At 45.0% G+C, this 23,018-nt stretch carries 26 protein-coding genes; 3 read left to right on the plus strand and 23 right to left on the minus strand.

Annotated features, from left to right (window positions below; genetic code table 11):
- Positions 1-17 precede the first annotated feature (17 nt).
- The 23 genes from ACY652_RS03645 to ACY652_RS03755 form a co-directional block, all read right to left on the minus strand.
- Positions 18-1,487: a complex I subunit 4 family protein gene (locus ACY652_RS03645; protein ID WP_462266612.1), complete on the minus strand. Its 1,470-nt coding sequence runs from the start codon at positions 1,485-1,487 to the stop codon at positions 18-20.
- A gap of 27 nt (positions 1,488-1,514) precedes the next feature.
- On the minus strand, positions 1,515-3,416 hold the full coding sequence (gene nuoL / locus ACY652_RS03650; RefSeq protein ID WP_462266614.1) for an NADH-quinone oxidoreductase subunit L: 1,902 nt from the start codon (positions 3,414-3,416) through the stop codon (positions 1,515-1,517).
- A gap of 122 nt (positions 3,417-3,538) precedes the next feature.
- Entirely contained in the window at positions 3,539-3,868 is a 330-nt protein-coding gene (gene nuoK, locus ACY652_RS03655; RefSeq protein ID WP_462266615.1) for an NADH-quinone oxidoreductase subunit NuoK, read from the minus strand.
- On the minus strand, positions 3,868-4,377 hold the full coding sequence (locus ACY652_RS03660) for an NADH-quinone oxidoreductase subunit J family protein (RefSeq protein ID WP_462266616.1): 510 nt from the start codon (positions 4,375-4,377) through the stop codon (positions 3,868-3,870). The genes nuoK and ACY652_RS03660 overlap by 1 nt, the downstream gene beginning before the upstream one ends.
- A 62-nt stretch (positions 4,378-4,439) precedes the next feature.
- Positions 4,440-4,937: a NuoI/complex I 23 kDa subunit family protein gene (locus tag ACY652_RS03665; protein WP_462266617.1), complete on the minus strand. Its 498-nt coding sequence runs from the start codon at positions 4,935-4,937 to the stop codon at positions 4,440-4,442.
- 8 nt (positions 4,938-4,945) lie between these two features.
- Positions 4,946-6,007: an NADH-quinone oxidoreductase subunit NuoH gene (gene nuoH / locus ACY652_RS03670; protein WP_462266618.1), complete on the minus strand. Its 1,062-nt coding sequence runs from the start codon at positions 6,005-6,007 to the stop codon at positions 4,946-4,948.
- Positions 6,007-6,999 (minus strand): NADH-quinone oxidoreductase subunit G, encoded by a 993-nt coding sequence (locus ACY652_RS03675; protein WP_462266619.1) that lies wholly within the window; start codon positions 6,997-6,999, stop codon positions 6,007-6,009. Before ACY652_RS03675 ends, nuoH begins: the two co-directional genes overlap by 1 nt.
- A gap of 143 nt (positions 7,000-7,142) precedes the next feature.
- Complete coding sequence (gene nuoF, locus ACY652_RS03680; protein WP_462266620.1) at positions 7,143-8,501, minus strand: NADH-quinone oxidoreductase subunit NuoF; 1,359 nt, start codon at positions 8,499-8,501, stop codon at positions 7,143-7,145.
- Between the two features lie 5 nt (positions 8,502-8,506).
- The gene (locus ACY652_RS03685) at positions 8,507-8,689 is read right to left on the minus strand and encodes a hypothetical protein (protein ID WP_462266621.1); all 183 of its coding nucleotides are present in this window, start codon (positions 8,687-8,689) and stop codon (positions 8,507-8,509) included.
- Between the two features lies 1 nt (position 8,690).
- A complete protein-coding gene (locus tag ACY652_RS03690) occupies positions 8,691-9,221 on the minus strand; it encodes an NADH-quinone oxidoreductase subunit NuoE family protein (RefSeq protein WP_462266622.1) in 531 nt (176 codons plus the stop codon).
- Positions 9,214-10,431, minus strand: coding sequence for an NADH-quinone oxidoreductase subunit D (locus tag ACY652_RS03695; protein ID WP_462266623.1), 1,218 nt, complete (start codon positions 10,429-10,431; stop codon positions 9,214-9,216). The genes ACY652_RS03690 and ACY652_RS03695 overlap by 8 nt, the downstream gene beginning before the upstream one ends.
- A 3-nt stretch (positions 10,432-10,434) precedes the next feature.
- Positions 10,435-10,938, minus strand: a complete 504-nt coding sequence (locus ACY652_RS03700) for an NADH-quinone oxidoreductase subunit C (RefSeq protein ID WP_462266624.1) — start codon at positions 10,936-10,938, stop codon at positions 10,435-10,437.
- Positions 10,939-11,481, minus strand: a complete 543-nt coding sequence (locus ACY652_RS03705; RefSeq protein ID WP_462266625.1) for an NADH-quinone oxidoreductase subunit B — start codon at positions 11,479-11,481, stop codon at positions 10,939-10,941.
- 127 nt (positions 11,482-11,608) lie between these two features.
- Positions 11,609-11,980, minus strand: a complete 372-nt coding sequence (locus ACY652_RS03710) for an NADH-quinone oxidoreductase subunit A (protein ID WP_462266626.1) — start codon at positions 11,978-11,980, stop codon at positions 11,609-11,611.
- An 84-nt stretch (positions 11,981-12,064) separates the two neighbouring features.
- Positions 12,065-13,747, minus strand: coding sequence for a tetratricopeptide repeat protein (locus tag ACY652_RS03715; RefSeq protein ID WP_462266628.1), 1,683 nt, complete (start codon positions 13,745-13,747; stop codon positions 12,065-12,067).
- Positions 13,748-13,761: 14 nt separating this feature from the next.
- Positions 13,762-14,697: a PstS family phosphate ABC transporter substrate-binding protein gene (locus tag ACY652_RS03720; RefSeq protein WP_462266630.1), complete on the minus strand. Its 936-nt coding sequence runs from the start codon at positions 14,695-14,697 to the stop codon at positions 13,762-13,764.
- Positions 14,690-14,920 (minus strand): hypothetical protein, encoded by a 231-nt coding sequence (locus tag ACY652_RS03725; protein WP_462266631.1) that lies wholly within the window; start codon positions 14,918-14,920, stop codon positions 14,690-14,692. The genes ACY652_RS03720 and ACY652_RS03725 overlap by 8 nt, the downstream gene beginning before the upstream one ends.
- A 7-nt stretch (positions 14,921-14,927) precedes the next feature.
- Complete coding sequence (locus ACY652_RS03730; protein ID WP_462266632.1) at positions 14,928-15,761, minus strand: energy transducer TonB; 834 nt, start codon at positions 15,759-15,761, stop codon at positions 14,928-14,930.
- 47 nt (positions 15,762-15,808) lie between these two features.
- Positions 15,809-16,348 carry an ExbD/TolR family protein gene (locus ACY652_RS03735; RefSeq protein WP_462266633.1) on the minus strand — a complete coding sequence of 180 codons (540 nt, stop codon included), beginning with the start codon at positions 16,346-16,348 and terminating at the stop codon, positions 15,809-15,811.
- A gap of 1 nt (position 16,349) precedes the next feature.
- Positions 16,350-16,964 carry an ExbD/TolR family protein gene (locus ACY652_RS03740; RefSeq protein ID WP_462266634.1) on the minus strand — a complete coding sequence of 205 codons (615 nt, stop codon included), beginning with the start codon at positions 16,962-16,964 and terminating at the stop codon, positions 16,350-16,352.
- 92 nt (positions 16,965-17,056) lie between these two features.
- A complete protein-coding gene (locus tag ACY652_RS03745; RefSeq protein ID WP_462266635.1) occupies positions 17,057-17,902 on the minus strand; it encodes a MotA/TolQ/ExbB proton channel family protein in 846 nt (281 codons plus the stop codon).
- A 314-nt stretch (positions 17,903-18,216) separates the two neighbouring features.
- Positions 18,217-18,558: a translation initiation factor gene (locus ACY652_RS03750; protein ID WP_462266636.1), complete on the minus strand. Its 342-nt coding sequence runs from the start codon at positions 18,556-18,558 to the stop codon at positions 18,217-18,219.
- A gap of 108 nt (positions 18,559-18,666) precedes the next feature.
- On the minus strand, positions 18,667-19,554 hold the full coding sequence (locus ACY652_RS03755; RefSeq protein WP_462266637.1) for a diacylglycerol/lipid kinase family protein: 888 nt from the start codon (positions 19,552-19,554) through the stop codon (positions 18,667-18,669).
- 224 nt (positions 19,555-19,778) lie between these two features.
- Here ACY652_RS03755 and metK point away from each other — a divergent pair, with 224 nt between their 5' ends.
- The 3 genes from metK to ACY652_RS03770 all read left to right on the plus strand — a co-directional run bounded on the left by metK (position 19,779) and on the right by ACY652_RS03770 (position 22,998).
- The gene (gene metK, locus ACY652_RS03760; protein WP_462266638.1) at positions 19,779-21,029 is read left to right on the plus strand and encodes a methionine adenosyltransferase; all 1,251 of its coding nucleotides are present in this window, start codon (positions 19,779-19,781) and stop codon (positions 21,027-21,029) included.
- Positions 21,030-21,197: 168 nt separating this feature from the next.
- Positions 21,198-21,635, plus strand: coding sequence for a hypothetical protein (locus tag ACY652_RS03765; protein ID WP_462266639.1), 438 nt, complete (start codon positions 21,198-21,200; stop codon positions 21,633-21,635).
- A gap of 475 nt (positions 21,636-22,110) precedes the next feature.
- Positions 22,111-22,998 (plus strand): porin family protein, encoded by an 888-nt coding sequence (locus tag ACY652_RS03770; RefSeq protein ID WP_462266640.1) that lies wholly within the window; start codon positions 22,111-22,113, stop codon positions 22,996-22,998.
- Positions 22,999-23,018: the final 20 nt, after the last annotated feature.

Raw genomic sequence — 23,018 nt, forward strand, 5'->3', positions numbered from 1 at the left:
TCACTTCTTCCCCGAAATTATTTTTTAAGAGCCATAGTAATTTTTTCGTTCACCGAAGTAACCAGGTTGGTTACCGCAGCTTCACTCAGGTGCAGCACCGCCTGCGGGTACACGCCCAAAAAGATGATGAGTGCACAAATTACACCCAGCACCACTTTTTCTGATGCAGTTACATCGGTAAAGGTAGCCGTAAGCCTATTGGTTTCGCCCTGCATCACCCCTTTATACATGCGCAGCATATATACCGCGCCTAAAATGATGGTTAAACCAGCAGCAGCGGCAATCCAGATGTTATATTGATATACACTGTTCAACAATAAAAACTCACCGATGAAACCATTAGTAAGCGGCAATGCTACAGTAGCGAGTACCACAATAAGGAACAAAACGGCAAACTGCGGCGCTACCTTAGCAATGCCTCCCAGTTGACTAATACTGCGCGTGCCCAACTGGCGGCTGATGATATCCCACACAAAGAATAAGCCTACCACCTCGATACCATGATTTAACATCTGTATTTCGGCACCTTGCACACCTTCTATCGTCCACGAAAAGATACCGGCAGCAATTAAGCCTACGTGGCCGATGGAGGCATAAGCGGTAAGGCGCTTGCCATCATCCTGCCTGAAGGCAATGATGGAAGCATATACAATGCCTACTACAGCTAATATCAGCGGCAGGTTCTGCCACAAATAAAATGATACAGGAGCCACCGGAATCATCCAGCGGATAGCGCCATAGATACCCATCTTCAGCATAATACCCGACAGCATCATTGTACCGGCCGATGGTGCTACCGTATAGGTATCGGGCTGCCAGGTGTGGAATGGAAACACCGGCATCTTGATAGCAAAGGCTATAAAGAAAGCAGCCAGTATATAAGCCTGCGTATGTTCATCTAATTTAAGGTTGTAAAATTCGTGAATATCAAAAGTCTTGTTCGGCGTTTGCAGGTATAGGTAAATAATGGCCAACAGCATAAAGAGCGAGCCGGCAAAAGTGTAAATGAAAAACTTGAGCGTAACCTTTATCCGGCTCTCGCCGCCCCATAAGCCGCAGATGAAGTAAATCGGAATCAGCGCCACTTCCCAGCCAATATAAAACAGGAAGCCATCCAAGGCGGTAAATACCAGTAATAACCCGGCCTGCATAAACAATATCAGCGCGTAAAAGGCCGAAGGGTTGCTGTAGGTATGCTTAAAGGTAGTTAAAATGATTAATGGCACCAGTAAAGCCGTAAGCATTACCGGGATGATATTGATCCCATCAATACCGGCCGTAAAGTAAATACCCAGTTTAGGTATCCAGCGATAATCTACGGCAAACTGGGTAGAGGCATCGGGTACAAATTGGATCAGGAACACCACAGCCAGCACCAGCTCGGCCAGGGCAAAAGCCAATGCCGCGTTTTTGGCAGCGTTGCCTTTAATAAAAAGTACAACCAGCGCGGCAAGTACAGGCAGTAACAAGAGTAAAGAAACGGTCATTGTTTATGTGTTGCAGTAAACGATGCTTTAAATTTTAACTAAACTATATACCAGCGCGGCAATAATGCCAATCACCATCATAAAAATATAGAAACCTACATTACCGGTTTGCAGCAGGCGCAAACCTTTGCCGGTTTCCACCGAGCCCTCGCCCAAACCGTTCACAATACCATCAATGCCCATTTTATCTACTACCTTGTAGAAGAAGCCTGATAAGTAATCCAGCGGTTTGCGAATGATGGTGTCATAAAACTCATCGATATAAAACTTATGGTACGAAAGGTTAACTAATGCCGGGCGGTTTTCGTCGCCACGGGCAGGCACGTTAGCCCGGTTTACATATTTTACATAGGCATATACCAAGGCAATAATGGCTCCGGTAACTGATGCCGCCATTAATACCAATTCAGTATTCTGGCTTAGGCCCATTACGCCGGGCGCTTCTGTAGGTTTACCAAACACGGGTTCAAGCCAGTGCTCCAGCCAGTGATGGCCATGCAATGCTTCAGGTACGCCGATAAAGCCGCCTACTGTTGACAGTACCGCCAGTATAATCAGCGGAATGGTCATATTAGCCGGCGATTCATGCAGGTGATGCTCCTGCTCATGTGTACCTCTGAACTTGCCCCAAAAGGTTAGGTACATCAGGCGGAACATATAGAAAGAGGTAAGCATGGCTGTAATTACGCCCACCACATAAAACACCGGACTATAAGTAAAGGTATGCGCTAAAATTTCGTCTTTAGAAAAGAAGCCCGCAAAAGGTGGTATACCAGATATAGCCAGCGTACCAATCAGCATGGTGATAAAAGTTACCGGAAGTTTACCTCTCAGGCCGCCCATGTTACGCATGTCCTGTTCGCCGCTTACGGCATGAATTACCGAACCTGCACCCAAAAACAACAAGGCCTTAAAGAAAGCATGTGTTAATACATGGAAGAAGGCTCCTGTATATGCGCCAACGCCTAAACCTAAGAACATATAACCCAATTGCGATACCGTAGAATAAGCCAGCACCTTTTTAATATCCGTTTGCGTGATGGCTATTAGTGCAGCCAGTAGTGCGGTTGCTAAACCTACTACGGCAATTACATTCATGGTAATGGGTGCCATGCTGAACAATACGTGTGAACGGGCGATCATGTAGATACCTGCGGTAACCATGGTAGCCGCGTGTATCAGTGCCGATACCGGTGTAGGGCCTGCCATCGCATCGGGCAACCAGGTAAACAGCGGAATTTGCGCCGATTTACCAGTTGCGCCTACAAACAGTAGTAAAGTAATTAGTACCATAGGTGCACTACTGCCGGCTTTAGCGGCATTTGCAAACACAGTGCTGAAGGTAACACCACCAAAGTATTGAATGATTAAAAATACACCTATCAAAAAGCCTAAATCGCCGATACGGTTCATTACAAAGGCCTTCTTGGCAGCATCTGCATAGCTTGGATTGGTAAACCAAAAGCCGATGAGCAGGTAAGAGCAAAGCCCTACCCCTTCCCAGCCGATAAACATAATGACATAGTTGGAACCCAACACCAGCAGCAGCATAAAAAACACAAACAGGTTTAAGTAAGCGAAGAACTTACCAAAGCCTGCATCGTGGTGCATATACCCGATAGAATATAAATGGATCAAAAAGCCTACCCCGGTGATGATAAGCAGCATGATAGCACTCAGCTGATCAATCAAAAAGGCAAACGGCACCTGTACCTTACCAACCGAAATCCAGTTAAACAAGGTAACGTTAATAGGCTGACCGGTAGATTGAATTTCCAAAAAGGCACCCAAACTCAGGCCAAAGGAAATAAGCACCATTGCACTGGCAATAGTACCAATCAGGTTTTTGGGTAAAGCATTACGCCCCAAGCCGTTGATAACGAAGCCCGCAAGCGGCAGCAAAGGAATCAGCCAGATGTATTTATCCATTCTTATTATTCTGTGGCCGGAGGCCAGTATCCTGTTTCCTGATAGATTACAGGAACACAAATTTTTATATTAGTAAGGTATCAAACTCTTGCAACCGGCTACTTATAACCGGCCACTATCTGTTACCACTTCAGCCTGTTCAATATATTTACATCTATGGAATTGGTGTTTCGGTGTATCATTACAATGATGGCCAGCCCTACCGCAATCTCGGCAGCGGCAAGCGCCATAATAAAGAATACAAACACCTGTCCGCTGGCATCGCCTTTATAAGCCGAAAAAGCGGTGAGCAGTAAGTTCACAGCATTCAGCATCAGCTCTACCGACATAAATACCACAATAGCATTACGACGTATCAACACACCGGCTACGCCAATGCAAAATATAATGGTGCTTAATAAAATATAATGATTAAGCGGAACAATCTGAATAGCCTGAGTTAAACTTTCCATTATACCGTAACGTTTTTAGTTTTGCCATCCTTGGTGGCCAGCAATACAGCGCCTACCATGGCAGATAATAATAATATAGATGATACCTCGAACGGCAGCAAAAATTCATTGAACAATACTTTACCCAGGTTTTGAACCGACCCTAAGTTTACGTTGTGCAGCACACCCGGCTCCGTAGTTGCATAAGATTTAATGGAGGCAATCAGGGTAGCCAGTAAGCAGCCGCCGCTTACCAAGCCGGCAATTTTTACAATCAGGCTTTTGCTGGGTTCAGTTTCCTGATTCAGGTTCAGCATCATCATTACGAACAGGAACAATACCATAATGGCGCCCATATACACAATCAGGTTTACCAGCGCCAGAAACTGGGCGTTTAATAAGATGTAATGTATGGTGAAAGTGAAGAAAGTGATGATAAGATACAGCACGCTATGCACCGGATTTTTGGCAAATATAACCAGCAGTGAAAAGCAGATGGACAGGAAAGCGATAAAGTAAAATGTACTCATGATTTGGCACTAAACAAAAAACCCTTGCCCTTAAAGTGCGGGCAAAGGTATAAAAACTTCTTTTATTGGTTTAAGGGCGCTTCTACTAATTTGTCTTTGCCGTAAATAAAGTCTTTACGGGTAAAATCGGTAGGTACTATGTCGCCATCCAGATAAATGGCTTCTTTGGGGCAGGCTTCCTCGCACAAGCCGCAAAAAATGCAGCGCAGCATATTTATCTCATATACAGCAGCATATTTTTCTTCGCGGTATAAGTTTTCCTCACCCTTTTGGCGCTCGGCTGCCTGCATGGTAATGGCTTCGGCCGGGCAGGATAAGGCACACAGGCCACAGGCGGTACAACGCTCGCGTCCCTGCTCATCACGTTTCAGCGAGTGCAGGCCACGATAGTTTTCTGAAAATTCGCGCTTTTCTTCGGGGTAACGGATGGTTACTTCTTTTTTAAAGAAGTGCTTCATGGTAATGCTTAATCCCTGGGCAATGGCCGGCAGGTAAGCTTTCTCCCAAAAGTTGAGCGGCTTGGCTTCTAATACTTTTCGCTTATTACTTAATGGTTCCATGTAAAAATTTAGTGCGTAAATTGTTTAATCACTGTGATTACCACACCGGTAAGCACAATGTTGGCAATAGCCAATGGGATCAGCGTACGCCAGCCCAAGTTCATCAGCTGGTCATAACGGAAACGCGGGATGGTCCAGCGTATCCACATAAAAAAAAAGATAAAGGCGAATATTTTGACAAACAGCAATACTACGCCCAAAATAGCGCCTAAGTTAGGGCCGATGTGTGCGGCCACCCAATCCATAAACGGATAATTATAACCTCCAAAATATAGCGTAGCCATTACTGCCGAGGATACGAACATGTTGATGTATTCGGCAAACAGGTAAAAGCCAAGTTTCATAGAGGAATATTCGGTATGATAACCACCTACCAGCTCAGTTTCGCATTCAGGCAAATCGAACGGGGTACGGTTGGTTTCGGCAAAGGCACAAACGATAAAGATGAGGAAGCCCAGCGGCTGCTTAAAGAAGTTCCAGGTAAACCAGCCATCATTCCAAAAGCCATGCTGCTGCTCGGCTATACTGCGTAAGCTTAAAGTACCGGTTACCATTAGCAGGGCAATAATAGACAAACCCATGGATACTTCGTAGCTGATATTTTGTGATGCAGCGCGGATAGCACCCAGCAAAGAATATTTATTATTGGAAGCCCAGCCGCCAATCATTACACCATATACACCTAACGATACCACACCAAAGATATACAGGATGCCTACATTAATATCAGTAACCTGTAAATCAACCGTATGGCCGCCTACTAGCAGCTTTTGCCCCCACGGAATAACCGCCGAGCCGATACAGGCTGTTAATATCGCCAGCGATGGGCCAACTACGAATAAAAATCCGCTGGCCTTAGTGGGGATAATTTCTTCCTTCATGAACATTTTTACCCCATCAGCTAATGGCTGCAAAAATCCGCCCGGACCGGCGCGGTTAGGGCCTACCCTATCCTGAAAGAAAGCCGCGATTTTACGCTCGGCATAGGTAGAGTACATGGCTACCACGAGGCTGATCAGGAAGATAACCACGATTAAGCCGGTTTTAATCAATAATTCTGCAATTTCCATTATAAGCGGGTTTCCCTTTCAAACTGTTCTTTATTGGCTTCCTGTAATACCGGGTTGGTTTTTACCACCGGCAGCGGACGCATGCTTTCGTAATGATTGGCGCTGATTACCGATTGATTAGAAATCTTCTTTGGCCCTTCAATTACCCAGTCAGCCGTTTTCTTTTTATCGAAGCGGCAGGTGTTACAGATAAATTCTTCTACCTCGCCATACTGGTCCTTGCGGCCCGTTACACGTAACACATCCTCTCCTTTGTACCACAGGGTTACCTTACCGCAGCACTTATCGCAATCGCGGTGCGCCTCAACTGGCTTGGTAAACCATACGCGGTTTTTAAAGCGGAAGGTTTTATCGGTTAATGCGCCTACCGGGCAAACGTCGATAACGTTGCCCGAAAAATCGTTATCAATAGCTTTGGAGATGTAAGTAGATATCTCGGCATGGTCGCCACGGTTCAATATGCCGTGCACACGCTGGTTGGTAATCTGATCGGCGGTAAATACGCAGCGATAGCATAAGATACAGCGCGTCATGTGCAGTTGTATCTTATCGCCTAAATCCACTTTCTCGAAAGTACGGCGGTCAAACTCATAACGGGTTTTGGCCGCACCGTGCTCAAAGCCCAAATCCTGCAGGCTGCACTCGCCGGCCTGGTCGCAAACAGGACAATCCAGCGGGTGATTGATGAGCAGCATTTCTACCACGCCTTTACGTGCTTCGCGCACTTCTGGCGAGGTTATATTTTCCACCTCCATACCGTCCATCACCGTGGTGCGGCACGAAGCCACCAGCTTGGGCATAGGGCGCGGATCTTTTTCAGAACCTTTGCTCACCTTTACCAAACAGGTGCGGCATTTACCACCGCTGCCTTCAAGCTTGGAATAATAGCACATGGCCGGCGGAACAATATCCCCACCTATCTGCCTTGCGGCATTAAGGATGGATGTTCCGGGTTCAACGTCAACGGGTATTCCGTCTATGGTTACTTTCATTATATTTTAAGTAAAACTTAAAAATTCAATTCTTGAACTCGTCATTGCGAGGAACGAAGCAATCCTCGATAAGCAAGTCTGATTTGTATGACAGCTCTTAATGTCAAGGATTGCTTCGTACCTCGCAATGACGCTTTGTAACATCAAGCTAACTCAGCATTCACCAACGGATCAGCGTAATGCGCTAATCCGTAATTACGGCTTACTGCCTCTGCCCCATTCGTTACATGCCATTCAAACTCATCCCTAAAGTGGCGTATGGCACTGGCTACCGGCCAGGCTGCCGCATCGCCCAGCGGACAAATGGTGTTACCTTCAATTTTTTTAGATACATCTACCAATAAATCCATATCGCTTAAACGACCATGACCGTGCTCCAGGCGGTGCAATACTTTTTCCATCCAGCCGGTACCTTCGCGGCAGGGCGAGCATTGTCCGCAGCTTTCGTGGTGGTAGAAACGGGTAAAGTTCCAGGTGTTGCGCACAATACACTGGTCTTCATCAAACGCTATAAAACCGCCCGAACCCATCATGGTACCGGTAGCAAAGCCACCATCGGCCAATGATTCGTAGCTCATCAAACGGGCTTCATTATTAATGGTTTTGGTAATGAGGTTAGCCGGTAAGATAGGTACCGATGAACCGCCGGCCACAACAGCTTTAAGGCGCTTACCATTGGCAATACCGCCACAGTATTCATCAGAATAAATAAATTCCTCAACGGGAACGCCCAAGTCAATTTCATACACACCCGGTTTCTTCAGGTTACCGCCTGCCGAAATCAACTTTGTACCGGTACTGCGGCCGATACCGATTTTTGCGTATTCCTCTCCGCCATCATTGATGATCGGCACCGTGGCGGCAATGGATTCTACATTGTTCACCACCGTTGGGCAGCCCCACAAACCGGCAATAGCCGGAAACGGCGGCTTAATGCGCGGGTTACCGCGCTTGCCTTCCAGTGATTCAATAAGGGCGGTTTCTTCGCCGCAGATGTAAGCGCCGCCGCCCGGCTGCACATACAGTTCCAAATCGAAACCGGTGCCTAAAATATTTTTACCTAAAAAGCCGGCTGCCTTCGCTTCGGCAATGGCTTTTTCTAAGATGCGTATCTGCGGCATCATTTCGCCGCGTACATAGATGTAAGAAGTTTTGGCACCCAGGGCATAACTGCCCACAATCATGCCCTCTATCAGCAAGTGAGGAATGTGGGTCATCAGGTAGCGGTCCTTAAACGTACCGGGTTCCGATTCATCCGCATTGCACACCAGGTAACGTGGCACACCTTCGGGCTTGGCCAGAAAGCTCCACTTCATGCCGGTAGGGAACCCCGCACCGCCACGACCGCGTAAACCCGACTTCTTTACCTCTTCCACCACATCTTCGGGAGAAAGGGTTTTCAATGCTTTTTCTACCGCAGCATAACCACCTTTAGAGCGATAAACATCAAAGGTATTGATGCCGGGTACATTAATATGTTGTAGTAATAGCTTGCGACCCATTACGGTTAATATATTTTACCGGTTAATTTAAATACGGCAATATGATTTGTAATACAGTTGATAAAAATTTGCACGGTCATCAAACCGGCAATTAAACTTAAATGGTGCTCATCATTTAATAAAAAGAACAATAACACACCTACAACAAAAGCAACATCCCAACTTACCAATGTGCTTTTGCTTTTCATTTTAGTTATTTGCCTTTGCTTTTAAATCGCCAATCAAACGGTCAACCGATTCCGGTGTCAAATTCTCGTAGAAAGTATATTCCGGGCCAATTTGCAACACCGGGCCAAAGCCACAGGCAGCCAGGCACTCTACTCCCCTCCAGCTAAATAAGCCATCGGGCGTAACATCACCTTCTTTAACACCTAACTTTTGCTCAATATGGTCCATTATCTTTTCTGCACCCACCAGGCAACAGGGGCCGGTACGGCAAACTTCGAGCATATATTTGCCCTGCGGCTTTAAAAAATACATGGTATAAAAAGTGGCAACCTCGTATACTTCAATAGGTTCTATCTTCAGATACCCGGCAACCTTGTCCATCGCAGCGCTGCTCAGCCAGCCCAATTCGGCCTGCACATCGTGCAATATGGGCAGCAGCGCTCCTTTTTGCTTTCCTTCAGGATAACGGCTTACTTTATCGGCAAATTTTTCGAGCAAAGCCGGTGAAAATGTTACCGGGGTTTGCACTGCGGTATCTTCAACTCTAAGCATCTAACTCTCCGGCTATAACGTTTAAGCTACTCATGTTAATAATGGCATCACTCAGCACCATGCCTCGGCTCATTGGCGCATACATGCTGTAATTGATAAAACTCGGGCGGCGGAAGTGCAACCTATAAGGACTACGGCCACCATCGTTCACCAGATAAAAGCCCAGTTCACCGTTGGCACCTTCCACACTGTGGTACACTTCGCCCACCGGTGTTTCAATTTCGCCCATCACAATCTTAAAGTGATAAATCAGGGCTTCCATATTGTTATATACCTCTTCCTTGGGCGGCAGGTAATATTCCGGCACATCGCCGTGGAAGATGGTTGGGTCTTCTTTATCAATTTTAGCCAAAGCCTGCTCAATGATGCGCATACTCTGCCACATTTCCTCGTTACGTACCAGAAAACGATCGTACACATCGCCGGTGGTACCTACAGGCACTTCAAAATCAAAATCCTCATAAGAGCAATAGGGGTTCATGGAGCGCACATCATAATCTACGCCGGTTGCCCGCAGGATGGGGCCACTCCAGCTGTAGCTTAATGCCGTTTCGGGCGTAACCGGGGCTACACCTTTTGTACGGTCCATAAAGATACGGTTGCGGTTGAAAAGGCTTTCAAATTCCTTCAACACTTTTGGGAACTCGTCTAAAAACTTACGGGTCTTGGCGAAAGCAATCTCATTAAAATTACGCTCAAAGCCGCCAATACGGCCAATGTTGGTGGTGAGGCGTGAGCCGCAAACTTCCTCATAAATTTCATAGATGGCCTCGCGGTATTCCATCATGTACAGGAAGCCGGTAAAGGCCCCCGTATCCACACCCAATACTCCATTACAAATGATATGGTCGGCAATGCGGGCCAGTTCCATCACCAACACGCGCAGGTAATCTACCCGCTTTGGGGTTTGTATCTGCAGCAGCTTTTCTACCGTGGTATGCCAGCCCATATTATTTATGGGTGATGAACAATAGTTCATCCGGTCAGTCAACGGCGTAATTTGATAGAACGGCCGGTGCTCGGCAATTTTTTCAAAAGCACGGTGGATGTAGCCAATGGTGGATACACCGCTTACAATGCGCTCGCCATCCAGCTGCAGCACATTCTGAAAAACACCATGTGTAGCCGGATGCGTTGGCCCTAAATTAAGGGTCGACAGCTCAGTCTGCACATCGGTATCTGTATATTGTATAGCAGGAATAGTTTGCATACGTTATCTTCCGAAATAATAATCTTTCTTGTCTATACGGTTCGGGTCTTCCAGCGGATACTCCTTACGCATCGGGAATACGGTCATGTCATCCACATTCAGTATCCGGCGTAAATCGGGGTGGCCGTCAAAGATAATGCCGAAAAAGTCGTAAGTTTCGCGTTCCATCCAGTTGGCAGCCTCCCACAATACAGTAGCAGTAGGGATATGCGGATTTTCGCCTTCCAGAAACACCTTTATGCGGATACGAAAATTATGCACCAGGCTATGCACATGGTATATCATACCAATCGGCAGTTCCCTTTCCGGGTAATGAATACCGGTCAAATCTGTCAGATAGATAAATTGCAGCTCCGGGTCATTCTTCAGAAAGCTAAGCAGATCAATTATCGTTTCTTTACCTGTTTCAACAGTTAATAAACCGTAAGGCTGTGTGGGGCTGGTAATCTTATCGCCAAACTGTGCCTCGATACGCTGCAGTACTTCTTCGTTATTCAACTTTCCCATTTACAGTATTCCATATTGCGCCATCAGTTTCTGATACTCGGGCGAATCCCTGCGGCGCAGCGTTTCCGTTTGTACCAGTTTCTGAATGTTTATAAAACCGTCAATAATGCCTTCGGGGCGCGGCGGGCAACCGGGCACATATACATCTACCGGAATAATTTCATCAATACCCTGCAACACCGAATAGGTATCAAAGATGCCGCCGCTTGTGGCACAGGCACCTACCGCCATTACCCAGCGCGGCTCTGCCATTTGCAGGTATACCTGGCGCAGTACCGGAGCCATCTTTTTAGATATGGTGCCCATTACCATCAGCAAATCGGCCTGGCGGGGCGAAAAGCTTAACCGCTCGGCACCAAAACGCGATAAATCATAATGCGAACCCATGGTAGCCATAAACTCAATGCCACAGCATGAGGTAGCAAAAGGTAGTGGCCATAAAGAATGTGAGCGCGCTAACCCAACAGCTTTATCTAAACTTGTAGCAAAAAATCCTGATCCTTCTACGCCCGGAGGCGCGTTAACTATCTGAACATCACTCATGAAAACTCCTTAAAACAAGCAACTCATCCACTGAATGAGGATGAGTGCAAATTTACAAATTTATAACGTTGTAAATGCGGCTGTATGATGCCTGCTGATATATTTAGAATCAATCTAAACACAAGGTTTAGTCCCAGTCCAATGCTCCCTTTTTAAGGATATAAATAAATCCTAACAGCAAAGTAGCCATAAATATCAGCATTTCAACCAAGCCGCCTACGCCCATCTGTTTAAAGTTTACTGCCCAGGGGTACATAAAAATCACTTCTACATCAAACAGCACAAATAAAATGGCTACCAGGAAGTATTTGATAGATACTGGTGTACGGGCATTACCCACCACTTCTATACCCGACTCAAAAGGGGTCAATTTATCTTTGGTATGGCGTTTCGGGCCCAGTTTATGGGTGAAAAACATAGTAGTTACTACAAACCCGATCGCCACCAGCATCTGTATAATAATAGGCAAAAAGTTTACCGGTAAGCTTTGCAATTCCATAGGCGCAAATATACACATTGATGGTAAATAACAAAGGCTCCTGCATATGCAGGAGCCTTTGTTAGTAAAGTAGTTACTGTTTAGTTATTTACCGGCCGCAGGCTTCCTGGAAAAGAAAGACTGTACAGATTTATTAGTTGGGTCTAAATCACGAGCCTTGGTAAAGTTATCGGTTGCCTTGGCGGCATCCTTTTCTTTAAACTGGTAATAGTTACCTAAGTAAGCATAAGCTTCGGCCAATGGCTTTTTATCTGCATCGGCAACCGGGCTTTTAGCAGTGCTTAACTGGATGTATTCCTCATAAAAAGGCTTGGCATAACCGTTGATATTATCACGGCTGGTTTCCTTTAAATCGTTTACACGGGCACGATACAAGGTGGCAGCCGCATTAGGGGTAGGCAATTTTGCATTAATGTAGGCAAAGGCCGAATCAGCTTTAGTTAACAAGGCAGCATCAGGCGTAGGCTTTGGCTTAGCCGTGCTGTAATACTGATCCTGATACGCATAGTAGTAACTCGACCCCTCACTGAAATAATCGGTCAGCTTGGCATTGCGCGATTTTACAATGTAATTGTGATACGCATCACCTGCCTTTTCATACTGCTTGTCGGCATAATAGGTTTTTGCCACATCGGCATAGGCATCAGCTAAAGTGCTGTCCATTGAAGCTGCTTTTTCTAAGTTCTTAACCGCCTCGGCAGTTTGGTTTTGCTTAGATTGGATGCGACCTAAATAATAGTAGTCGTAAGGTATCACCCGGTTACCTGCTTTTGAAATAAAGGTATTTAATGCAGTGGACGCGCCTGCATAATCACCATTTTCGTATTTAGCATAGGCTAAGTAACGGTAAGCACGCAGGTTAGCATTAGCACTTGTGCTTAAAGTATTAGCGGTTTGCTCTAACGCTTTAAAATCGCCGGCCTGGTATAAAAAATCGGCATAACGCAGTTGCGATTCTGGCGAACGGTCTGTTAAATCCAAGTATTGTTTGTAGTGGTCAGCAGCTTCCTTCACCTTTACTGATGCCTGCGCCCTCACGTTTTTAGCCCAGCGCAAATCAGTTTCTGCCCATTCGCGGTAAGCAGGGCCAAAATTCGGGTCTGTGGCTAAAGCGGTTTTAAACTGCGTTTCAGAATCTTCAAAGTTATTGGCAAACCTCCACAATACACCGGTAGCTACGTTGGCCTTTGCCGATTTAGGGTCAATGGCTAACGCCTGGCTGTATGCCTTGTACGCTTCGTTGCTCTTTAACTGCGAACGGTAAGCATTACCTAAGGACACATACAGATCTGCATCCTTAGCATTTGCTGCGATACCCTTATTTAATACGGCTATGGCAGCATTGGCATTGGCAGGATCCATCAGGTAGCTTTCTCCAATATATACATAAGGCTTGCTATCTTTTTTGGCCAGTGATACTGCCTTATCAAAGTTTTGCTGTGCGCCTGAATTATCCTTGTTTAAACGTGCTGCTGCACCCAAACCTGCATAATTTAACGCAGATTGCGGATTGGCGGCAATACCGCGGTTAAATACAGCTTTTGCAGAGTCGGCGTAATCCTGCTGTACATACACCCAGCCTAAATAGAAATAATTTTCATCTTTGGTAGACTGGGTATTTACTAAGTTTTTAAGAATTGACTTTGCTTTAGAATACTGTTCTGCATCAATTGCTTTTTTGGCATCAGCAAGGCTTTGCGCCGTTGCCGTGTAACCGGCAAACGCCAGCGCCAGTGAAGCTCCTGCTATTTTACTGATCATTTTCATAGTTATCTGGTAGTTTAGTTATCTTTTACTTGTTTAGTTATATTAATCTCGCGCTGCGGTATGGAATCAGGCAGTAAGCCTGATTTTAACACAATACGCTGCCCGCGCTCACCCAGCAAAAAGTTTTCGAACCCTGCTCCCAGGCCCATACGGCCGGTACTGTTTATAACATACAAACTTCTGCTCAGCGGGTATTGTTTTAGCGCCAGCGTGGTTTGCGAAGGCTGAAAGTAGTGATCAGGCTGCTTTTTATTGCTTTCATCTTTCACACTCATAATTTTAACCTTTGCCGCAGCGGCTGCATAATCGGCATCAGGTTCATCCAGCCAGCTAAATCCTACAAAGCCGATAGCGTTGGTATGTTCGCTTACATATTGAATAACGTCTTTATTTGATTTTAGTGCATAAACGTTCTTCAAATTATCAAGCTGATTGCCCGACAGTTCCCTCAAATAGCGGATGATGCTTGAATTGGGATTATCGAATACAATGCTTTTATCAGGATTATATTTACCATTAAGCATTTGCTTAATCTGTCCTACAGAAATCAACGTATCTTTTACTGCTGCATTCACTATTAATACGACAGCATCATGCGCAAAAGGATTAATGTTTGCAGCAAAACCCCTGTCATTCAAAAGCTTTTTTTCGGCAGCTGTTAAATCACGGGCCATAATGGCAAAACGCACATTGTTGTTCAGCAAGCCGTTTAATACCTGGCTTTCGGGCTGGTAGCTAAGCACTGGCTTGGCTTCGGTAAATATGCCTTTAAACACAAAGGCCTCTTCGTCTACAATGGGTTTAAAAGATTCATCAATACCAAAAACAGCCGTACCGGCATGAAAGCTATCGGTTTCTATTTTAGGCTGCGGCTTTTTCTTGCGGTTGCAGGCACTAAAGGCGATGGGTAATAAAAGGCAGATTATAACCAGTTTGAAACGGTTACTCATTATAACTTTTGCTTTGTATGCGTATAAAACGCAGGATGCCATAAACAATAAACAATGCCCCGAAAGTGTATCGCTGAAACTGCGTAAATGGCAGCGGAAACTTCTTCCAGAACATAATCATTAACCCTAAAACAACGATGCTGATAAACAGCAGACCGCCTAAAATAAACAAAAATCGCCTTTTGGGCGATTTTTGTTTAAAATCATTATCTCTTGATAACATAAACTTCTTATTGATCGGGCAATGTATAAGAGATAGGAATGGTGAACTGCGAACGTACAGACTTACCATTTTGCCGGCCCGGAGTCCACTTCGGATAGGCCTTGATAGCTCTTATCGCTTCGTCCTGTAATGACTGGCTTGGGCCACGTAACGATTTAACGTCAGTTACCGAACCATCTCTTTCCACAACAAAGGTTACTACCACACGGCCCTGTGTACCGTTTTCACGGTCAACGGCAGGATAGCGGGTGTTTTTGCCCATGTAATCATAAAACTTCTGCATACCACCTACCGGCTCGGCCTGAACTTCTACCGCAGTAAAAATTTCATTCGGGTCGGTTTCGGTTACCGCATTGTTTACCGGGGCATTACCTACCGGCTCATCAATACGAACCTGTGCATTCGGGTCACCTTTTACATCAGCCTGTCCCGGATCTTTTACTTCCAGATCTTTCTGAGTTGGCGGCTCTTTTTCACGAACTTCGTTATCCGGCTTTACCACTGGCGGCGGAAACTTCACCTGCGTGGTGTGCGGCTTTGGTGGTTCCTGCTTTGGCGGCGGCGGTTGCTCCTTTTTGGCATCAAGCGGCGGTGGCGGTTTTAAAATTACCTCGGTAATTTTAACCTTTGGCGCGGCTGCAGGGATAAACCCTTTGATTTTATTGATAATGGTAGGCATTGATACGGCCAATATAAACAGGAGACCTGTGTAAATCAGCGCACGTACAGTGGTTTTAGGGTTGTTTTTACGCAACTCATAGGCACCGTAAGTTTTATTTCTACCATTAAAAATAACCTCAAGCCAGTCAGGGTTTAATATGTCTAATTTTGATCCTAACATAAGTTTGGCTTTTGTTTATTAGTAACGTTTAATTAATCGCTTTAGTGTTAATAAATGTTCTCGCGTTTAAGCAGATCAATTTCAGGCGGAGTGATATCTACAATGGCGTACAAATCATTATTAGTGATGTGCATTTCATCAATGGTGTTCACCATGTTGTTGTAAACAGATTTATCGCTCGGCTTAATAATCACAAACATTTTTTTACCGGTAGATTGCTGAATTTTCTGCCCTTCCTCAATCAGCGCTGCACGCAAACCATTTTTACCGTAACCGGTAACGGTTGGCGGGCTCAGTGGCTGAGTTGGCACGCCAATAAACCATTCTGCTTTATTGTTTGAACCCAATAAAACCGTCATGGTTCTGGAAGCAGCAATCGGCTCCTGTTTGTGTTCTTTCTCGTCTTTATCCGGCATGGCCAAATCCATGGCCTTAGGTTTATTGAGGGTAGTAGTAAGCATGAAGAAAGTTACCAGCAAGAAAGCTAAATCTACCATTGCGGTTAAATCCACACGGGTTGACTGCTTCTTACTTCTTACTTTCCCGCCCTTTTTACCACCCCCGCCGGAGGTATCTAATTCTGCCATTTTATTTACTTTCTCCTTTTAATGAAGTAATGAAACTAAATTTATTCACTTCCTGCTTTTGCAGTATGGCGATGATCTTTTTAATGGTTGGGTATTCCTCTTTGCTGTCGCCTTTAATGGTTACGCGCATTTCTGTACCGTGCAGGTTTTTAGTTACCACACGTGCTTCGTGCACCCAGTTGTATAACTCACTGGTACCAGTGGTATCAGCAGGAACACCAGGCTGCTTAATGCGTTCACGGTCGGCGGGTTCAGCATCCAGGTACTGGCCTATCTGCGCAACCGGAACACCGATGGTATTCATATTGGCAAACTTATTTACCTGAGCCTGAGTGAAGCCTACGTTATACTTACTGCCCATTTGGGTAAGCAGCTCTTTTCTAACATCCGGCCCTTCCACACCAAAGAAAACTTTGCCCTGGCCTACAGTAAGAGTAGCAATATCCTTTTCAGGTATGCTTACGCTTGTGCTGGCCCCGGGGGTATCCACCGGTACCGGATCTTCAGCCTTTGGCTTTGCCGTTAAAATGAAAAAGGTAAGCAGCAGGAAGGCCACATCGCACATGGCCGTCATGTCTATCGCTGTACTTTTCCGGGGTATTTTTACTCTTGGCATTTAATTTAAGTTTAGTAGATATTAATGGTATCAATTTAACAGCGGGGCTGCCGCTTTATCGGGCGGCAGCCTGCTTTTATATCAAACTAAAATTAATATCTGGTCGTATTCTTATGAGAAGCGGCAAAGGTTTGTACAATGCTGAAACCTGTTTCATCAATTGCATAAGTCAGCTTGTCAATTTTTGAAGTGAACAAGTTGTACATGATAATTGATAAAGCAGAGGTTAAGATACCTAAAGCTGTATTGATCAATGCTTCAGAGATACCTACCGCTAACTCAGATGAGCTTGATGAACCAGAGGCGCCCAGTGAGTGGAAGGCCTTGATCATACCGGTTACTGTACCTAACAGCCCCATCAGTGTACCGATAGATACCAGAGTAGCAATGATAGTCAGGTTTTGCTCCAGCATCGGCATTTCAAGCGCGGTTGCTTCTTCAATATCTTTCTGGATAGCTAAAGTCTTCTGGTCTACGTCCAGGTTTGGCTCTGCTTCCATTTCGCGATATTTCTTTAAGCCTGATTTAATTACGTTAGCCACTGAACCTTTTTGCTTGTCGCACTCGGCGCTGGCAGCATCAATGTTACCTGAGTTTAAGTAACCGTTGATTTTGCGAACGAAAGTGTCAACACTGCCGGTACCAGAAGCTTTGCCGATTACCACAAAACGCTCGATAGTGAACACGATCAGCATCAGGAACATGGTCATCAGGATAGGTACAATGATACCACCGCGGTGTACAGTACCAAAATAATCTGGCTCTCCCTTCTCTACGTCTCCACCTTTATAATGGCTTGCATCGCCCAATACGAAGATAAAAATGCACAGTGCGATAACAAAACAGATAGGAATAACCAGAGTTGCAAAAATGCTCGAGCCTGATGAAGATTCCTCTTTTTTAACAGGAGCAGCTGGTTTAATTGGTGCGTTTGCCATTACTTTTAATTTTAGTTGTTAGTTGTTGTTTATAAATATTAAAGTTAGTTAAATATGCAATGCTGATTGGCTTTAACAAAATTAAATTTTTTTAATTCAAAAAAAACCTGAATGTTATTCTTTTACAAAAATTTAAAATATAGTTTTTATTGGTGATTTACAGCTAACGCCAGATATAAGTTAAATGGTATACGCTGTTACTTTATTTTGCAATGAAAACCATTTTTTTTAAAAATTACAAGGGCTTGGGTATAAAAAAGTGTAACTAAACGGATATAATCAGCTTTTTGATGTGTAACCAGTACAAGTTAATGCTAACCTCCTGCTTTTTTTGCTTTGTAACCTTCTGCCTGCAGTAAGCCCAGCAGTTTATCCCTGAAATCGCCCTGAATCAATATTTCGGCTTCTTTTACTGAACCGCCAACCCCGCATTTGGTTTTTAGTTTCTTGCCCAGCGCTTCTAAATCTTCAGCAGTACCGGTAAAGCCCGTAATGCGGCTTACTAATTTGCTGCCGCCTTTACGGTCTAAATATATTTTCAGATTTTGCTGTTGCGGCGGCAGGGTTTGCGCAGTTGCCCGGTTTTCGTGCTGATATTCAAAATCAGGGTTGGTGGAGTACATTACCCCACTGATGTTATTGTTTTTTTTCGACATCGTTCAACGTTTGTGCTGATTTAAAGATAGGCAAAAACACCGCTGCTTACAACAGCCATACCGCAGCATTATTATTTATGCTGCTGCGCCTTTAATAAAAAAACGGTATCAGGCATGGTAACCGCTGCCGGCTATCACTTTCAATACCTGCGGCTCAATTATTATATCGGCATCGGGCCCGGCTATCTGGGGTTCGCCGTCTAAATGTACAGGGCCGGGGCCGGTTCTTCTTACTTCAATCTGCTTGCCTTTAATAATCTCTACATATTTGGAGCCTTCAGATGTTTTGGTAAACATGCGCAGCCCCATTTCCGGAAAACGGTATAACGGAAACGGTTTGATGATGCATACATCCAGCAAACCGTCCTGCACCGAGGCGTAGGGCGCCACATGGGCATTGTTACCATACTGCGATGAATTGGCAAAGCTCAGCATAAAGGCTTCACGCTCGTAACTCTGCCCATCGATAGTGATCTGGTAGCTTTGCGCTTTATACCTGGCAATCTCTTTAATGGAGGAAGTAAAGTAGGCGCCAAACCCACGCCCTTTTTGATGCGAAAATACCTCGCTGATATGCGCATCGAAACCCATACCCGCCATGTTGAAAAACCATTTGCCGTTCAGTTTTCCGCCATCTATCAACTGGGTATGGTAATCGTTCAGGTTTGTAATCGCCTTTACAGTATCCATCGGGATGCCCATAAAGCGGGCCAGCCCGTTACCTGAGCCGCAGGGAATAATTCCCAGCGCCAGCCCTGTGTTCACCAGGGCCGAACCTGCTTCATTAACCGTGCCGTCTCCGCCCACTGCCACTACCATTTCGTAAGAACGTATGGCGCCCAGCGCCATCTTGTAGGCATGGTTTACACTTTGGGTAAACATAAATACCGGCTCAAACTTTTGCAGGTCGAGGTGCTGCTTGATCAGCCCCGGTAAACGGTCCTTTTTCCTGCCTCCGGCTACCGGGTTGATGATGAATAGAACTTTTGTTTTCAACTATATGGAATATCAGGTATCAAAAGTAACCCTATTTTCGTCTTTTGTAAATATTGTTTTACTTTTACGCGCTGAAAGTGGATTGATTTGAGCATACTGCCCATGCAGTTTACGGATTGCAACCACGTAAAAAAGTGCTAACCCTACCCGCCCCTTTTTACGCCTCCGTTAGGCTCTTTTTCTCAGCTTTCTTGGTTTAACTTAAATTTAGCAACATCAATAGCATGCCCTATTTATTTACTTCAGAATCCGTATCAGAAGGTCACCCGGATAAAGTTGCCGACCAGATTTCAGACGCTTTAATTGACCAGTTCCTGGCCTTTGACCCTGAGTCGAAAGTAGCTTGCGAAACATTGGTAACCACCGGGCAGGTGATACTGGCCGGGGAGGTGAAATCAAAAGCGTACCTTGACGTACAAAAAATTGCCCGCGATGTCATCAACCGTATCGGCTATACCAAGGGCGACTATATGTTTGATGGTAATTCCTGCGGGGTGCTGTCGGCCATTCACGAGCAATCGCCCGATATTAACCAGGGGGTTGACCGTGCCAGCAAAGAAGAGCAGGGCGCCGGCGACCAGGGAATGATGTTCGGCTATGCCACCAGGGAAACCGACAATTACATGCCGCTGGCACTGGATATTGCCCACGCTTTATTGATAGAACTGGCCGCCCTGCGCCGCGAGAATAATGAGATTAAATATTTACGCCCGGATGCCAAATCGCAGGTAACGCTGGAGTATGATGACAACAACCAGCCGCAGCGCATTGATGCCATTGTAATTTCTACCCAGCATGATGATTTTGCCGAAGAAGCCGAGATGCTGGCCAAAATACGCGAGGATGTGATCAACATCCTGATCCCGCGCGTTAAGGCACGCTACGCTACATACGCACACTTTTTTAACGATGCCATTACCTACCATGTAAACCCTACCGGTAAGTTTGTTATCGGCGGTCCGCATGGCGATACCGGCTTAACAGGCCGTAAAATTATTGTAGATACCTATGGTGGCAAAGGCGCCCACGGCGGCGGCGCCTTTTCGGGTAAAGACCCTTCAAAAGTAGACCGCTCTGCCGCTTACGCCACCCGCCATATTGCCAAGAACCTGGTGGCTGCCGGCGTGAGCGATGAGGTACTGGTACAGGTATCCTACGCTATCGGCGTAGCCAAACCAATGGGTATCTATGTAAACACTTACGGCACCTCAAAAACCGGCTTAACCGATGGCGAGATTGCCGCCAAAGTAGAGCAGCTGTTCGACATGACGCCTTACGCCATTGAAACCCGCTTTAAACTGCGCAACCCCATTTACAGTGAAACCGCCGCTTACGGCCATTTTGGTAAACCCAGTACTACTGTAACCAAAACCTTTGTAAGCCCCGAAGGCCGCGAAGTAACCAGCGAGGTAGAACTATTTACCTGGGAGAAACTGGACTATGTGGATAAAGTAAAGGAAGCGTTTGGATTGTAAATGCATTTAATATTCTCAATCAAAAGGGCAGCAACTAAAATTGCTGCCCTTTTGATTTGTATGCCTGATTCTACCTGTAACTAATTCGCAACTTAACGTTTTTTTCAAATCGCACTTTTGCAGTTAATAATTATTGGCATATCTTAGAGACTGTCAACCGCTTACATCATGAATCCAACTGAACCTGCAGCACAAACCTTAACATTAACGAACAAAATCTATACAATTAAAGCGATACAAGTAGCTACATTTATAGGAGGCCCGCTTGTAGCAGGTTACTTAATTGCCGAAAATTATAAAGCTATTAATGAGCATGGTAAAGCGAAAACCACCTGGATTTATGCGGTAATAGCTACCGTAATCATCTTTGGTTTAGCAATTTCAATTGCTGATAATGATCATATTAAGATACCTACACCTGTAATTCCACTTATATATTCGTGGATTACTTATTGGTTAGTACAAACCTATCAAAAGCAACAGATTGATACTTTCTTAACCTCAGGTGGTACAACATATAGCTGGTGGCGCACTATTGGTATTTCTTTAGCAGGAGCCATTATTACGTTTGGACTATTGTTTATTACACTGACCTTTATATTGTAGTAGTTTTACATATTTTTAAGAACCTCCGCATACACAGGACTGGCATGAATTTACAAAATTTCGCCACCACAAGAGAATAACTAACGCTGCATTCATTCTACTCACAGCAAAATCTTCTGCCTGCCTGGCTTCGGGCATTAGTGATGCGCATTCCTTATCCACTCCAAAAAGTGTAAAGGCAAAGTTTACACTTTTCAAAAAATATGGCATTTAAATTTCTCATAGTCAATACTTTACAAAAAAGCTGGGTTTACACTTATTAGAGCTTTTAGTTGTGAATTTAATGCAGTTTTTGCTCTCTGAACACGGATGATGACGCCACCAACCACAACTAGAATACCCCCCTCCTCCATTCACATCATATACTTCCTTACGACACTCTTAATGTAAAATAAACGTTACAATAAAACATTTATTCTACATGTTTTACCATTGTATTATCTTTGGGCTTTAGTCAACCCAAATCTTATCACTTTTGATACTTTTATCCTCAGGCGTAGCGTTACGCTCAACTATCGCAAAAAGTAAATTCCTGCTTTTTACTGCTTCACTACTGTTATCATTCCCTGTAATTGCACAAAGGGCTGCACAACCGGCAAGGGCGGCCAAACCGGTGCAAAGCAGGTATCCATCGGCTTATCAGCCCAAAAAAGTAGTTAAACCGGTTAAAAAAAGTCACGTATCGGCAAACCGCTTATGGAACCGGTTTAATGCAGGCATTAATGGCGGGTTTGCCATAAACAAATTCACCAGCAGCCAGGCCCATGCCGGTTACAATACAGGATATACTGCCGGTGTATCGTTAAATTATAAAGCCTACAAAAATTTCGGCTTACAGCTGGAGGTAAACAGCTTGCAGCAAGGCGGCCAGCTGATCAGGTTTAAAGATGATACCCGCTACGGCCTGCCTGCAAACTTTCAGACACAAAACGTAAAAAACAGCTCCTACCACCTGAACACGCTGGAAATTCCGCTGCTGATTAATTACAGCTTTAAAATAAAGCCGGATTGGGTGCCTGTTATCTATGCAGGCGCCAGTTATGCCTACACCTATCATGTGGCCGAAAGCTATCAAAAAACCGGTAACCTGCTTACGGGGGAAAACTTTGTAGCCACTGTTAATGACTCGCAAACTGCAACTTCTTACTTCAACAGCAGCAGGCTCAACTTTATTGCCGGCGCTTCTGCGCAGCTGCCACTAACCGACAAACTGAAGCTCCTGATAGATTTCAGGTATGTGGCAGGTTTAACGCCGGTAAGAGAGAACTACTCCTACCTGGAAAAGGTAGGCTTTGGAAGCGACGTAAGAGCCAACTCATTTATATCCCGCATAGGTGTAATTATGCCTTTAGGTAAAAAATAAAAAATTCACATATACATAAG

Origin of the sequence: Mucilaginibacter sp., from assembly GCF_965200995.1 — a bacterium.
Classification (GTDB): Bacteria; Bacteroidota; Bacteroidia; order Sphingobacteriales; family Sphingobacteriaceae; genus Mucilaginibacter.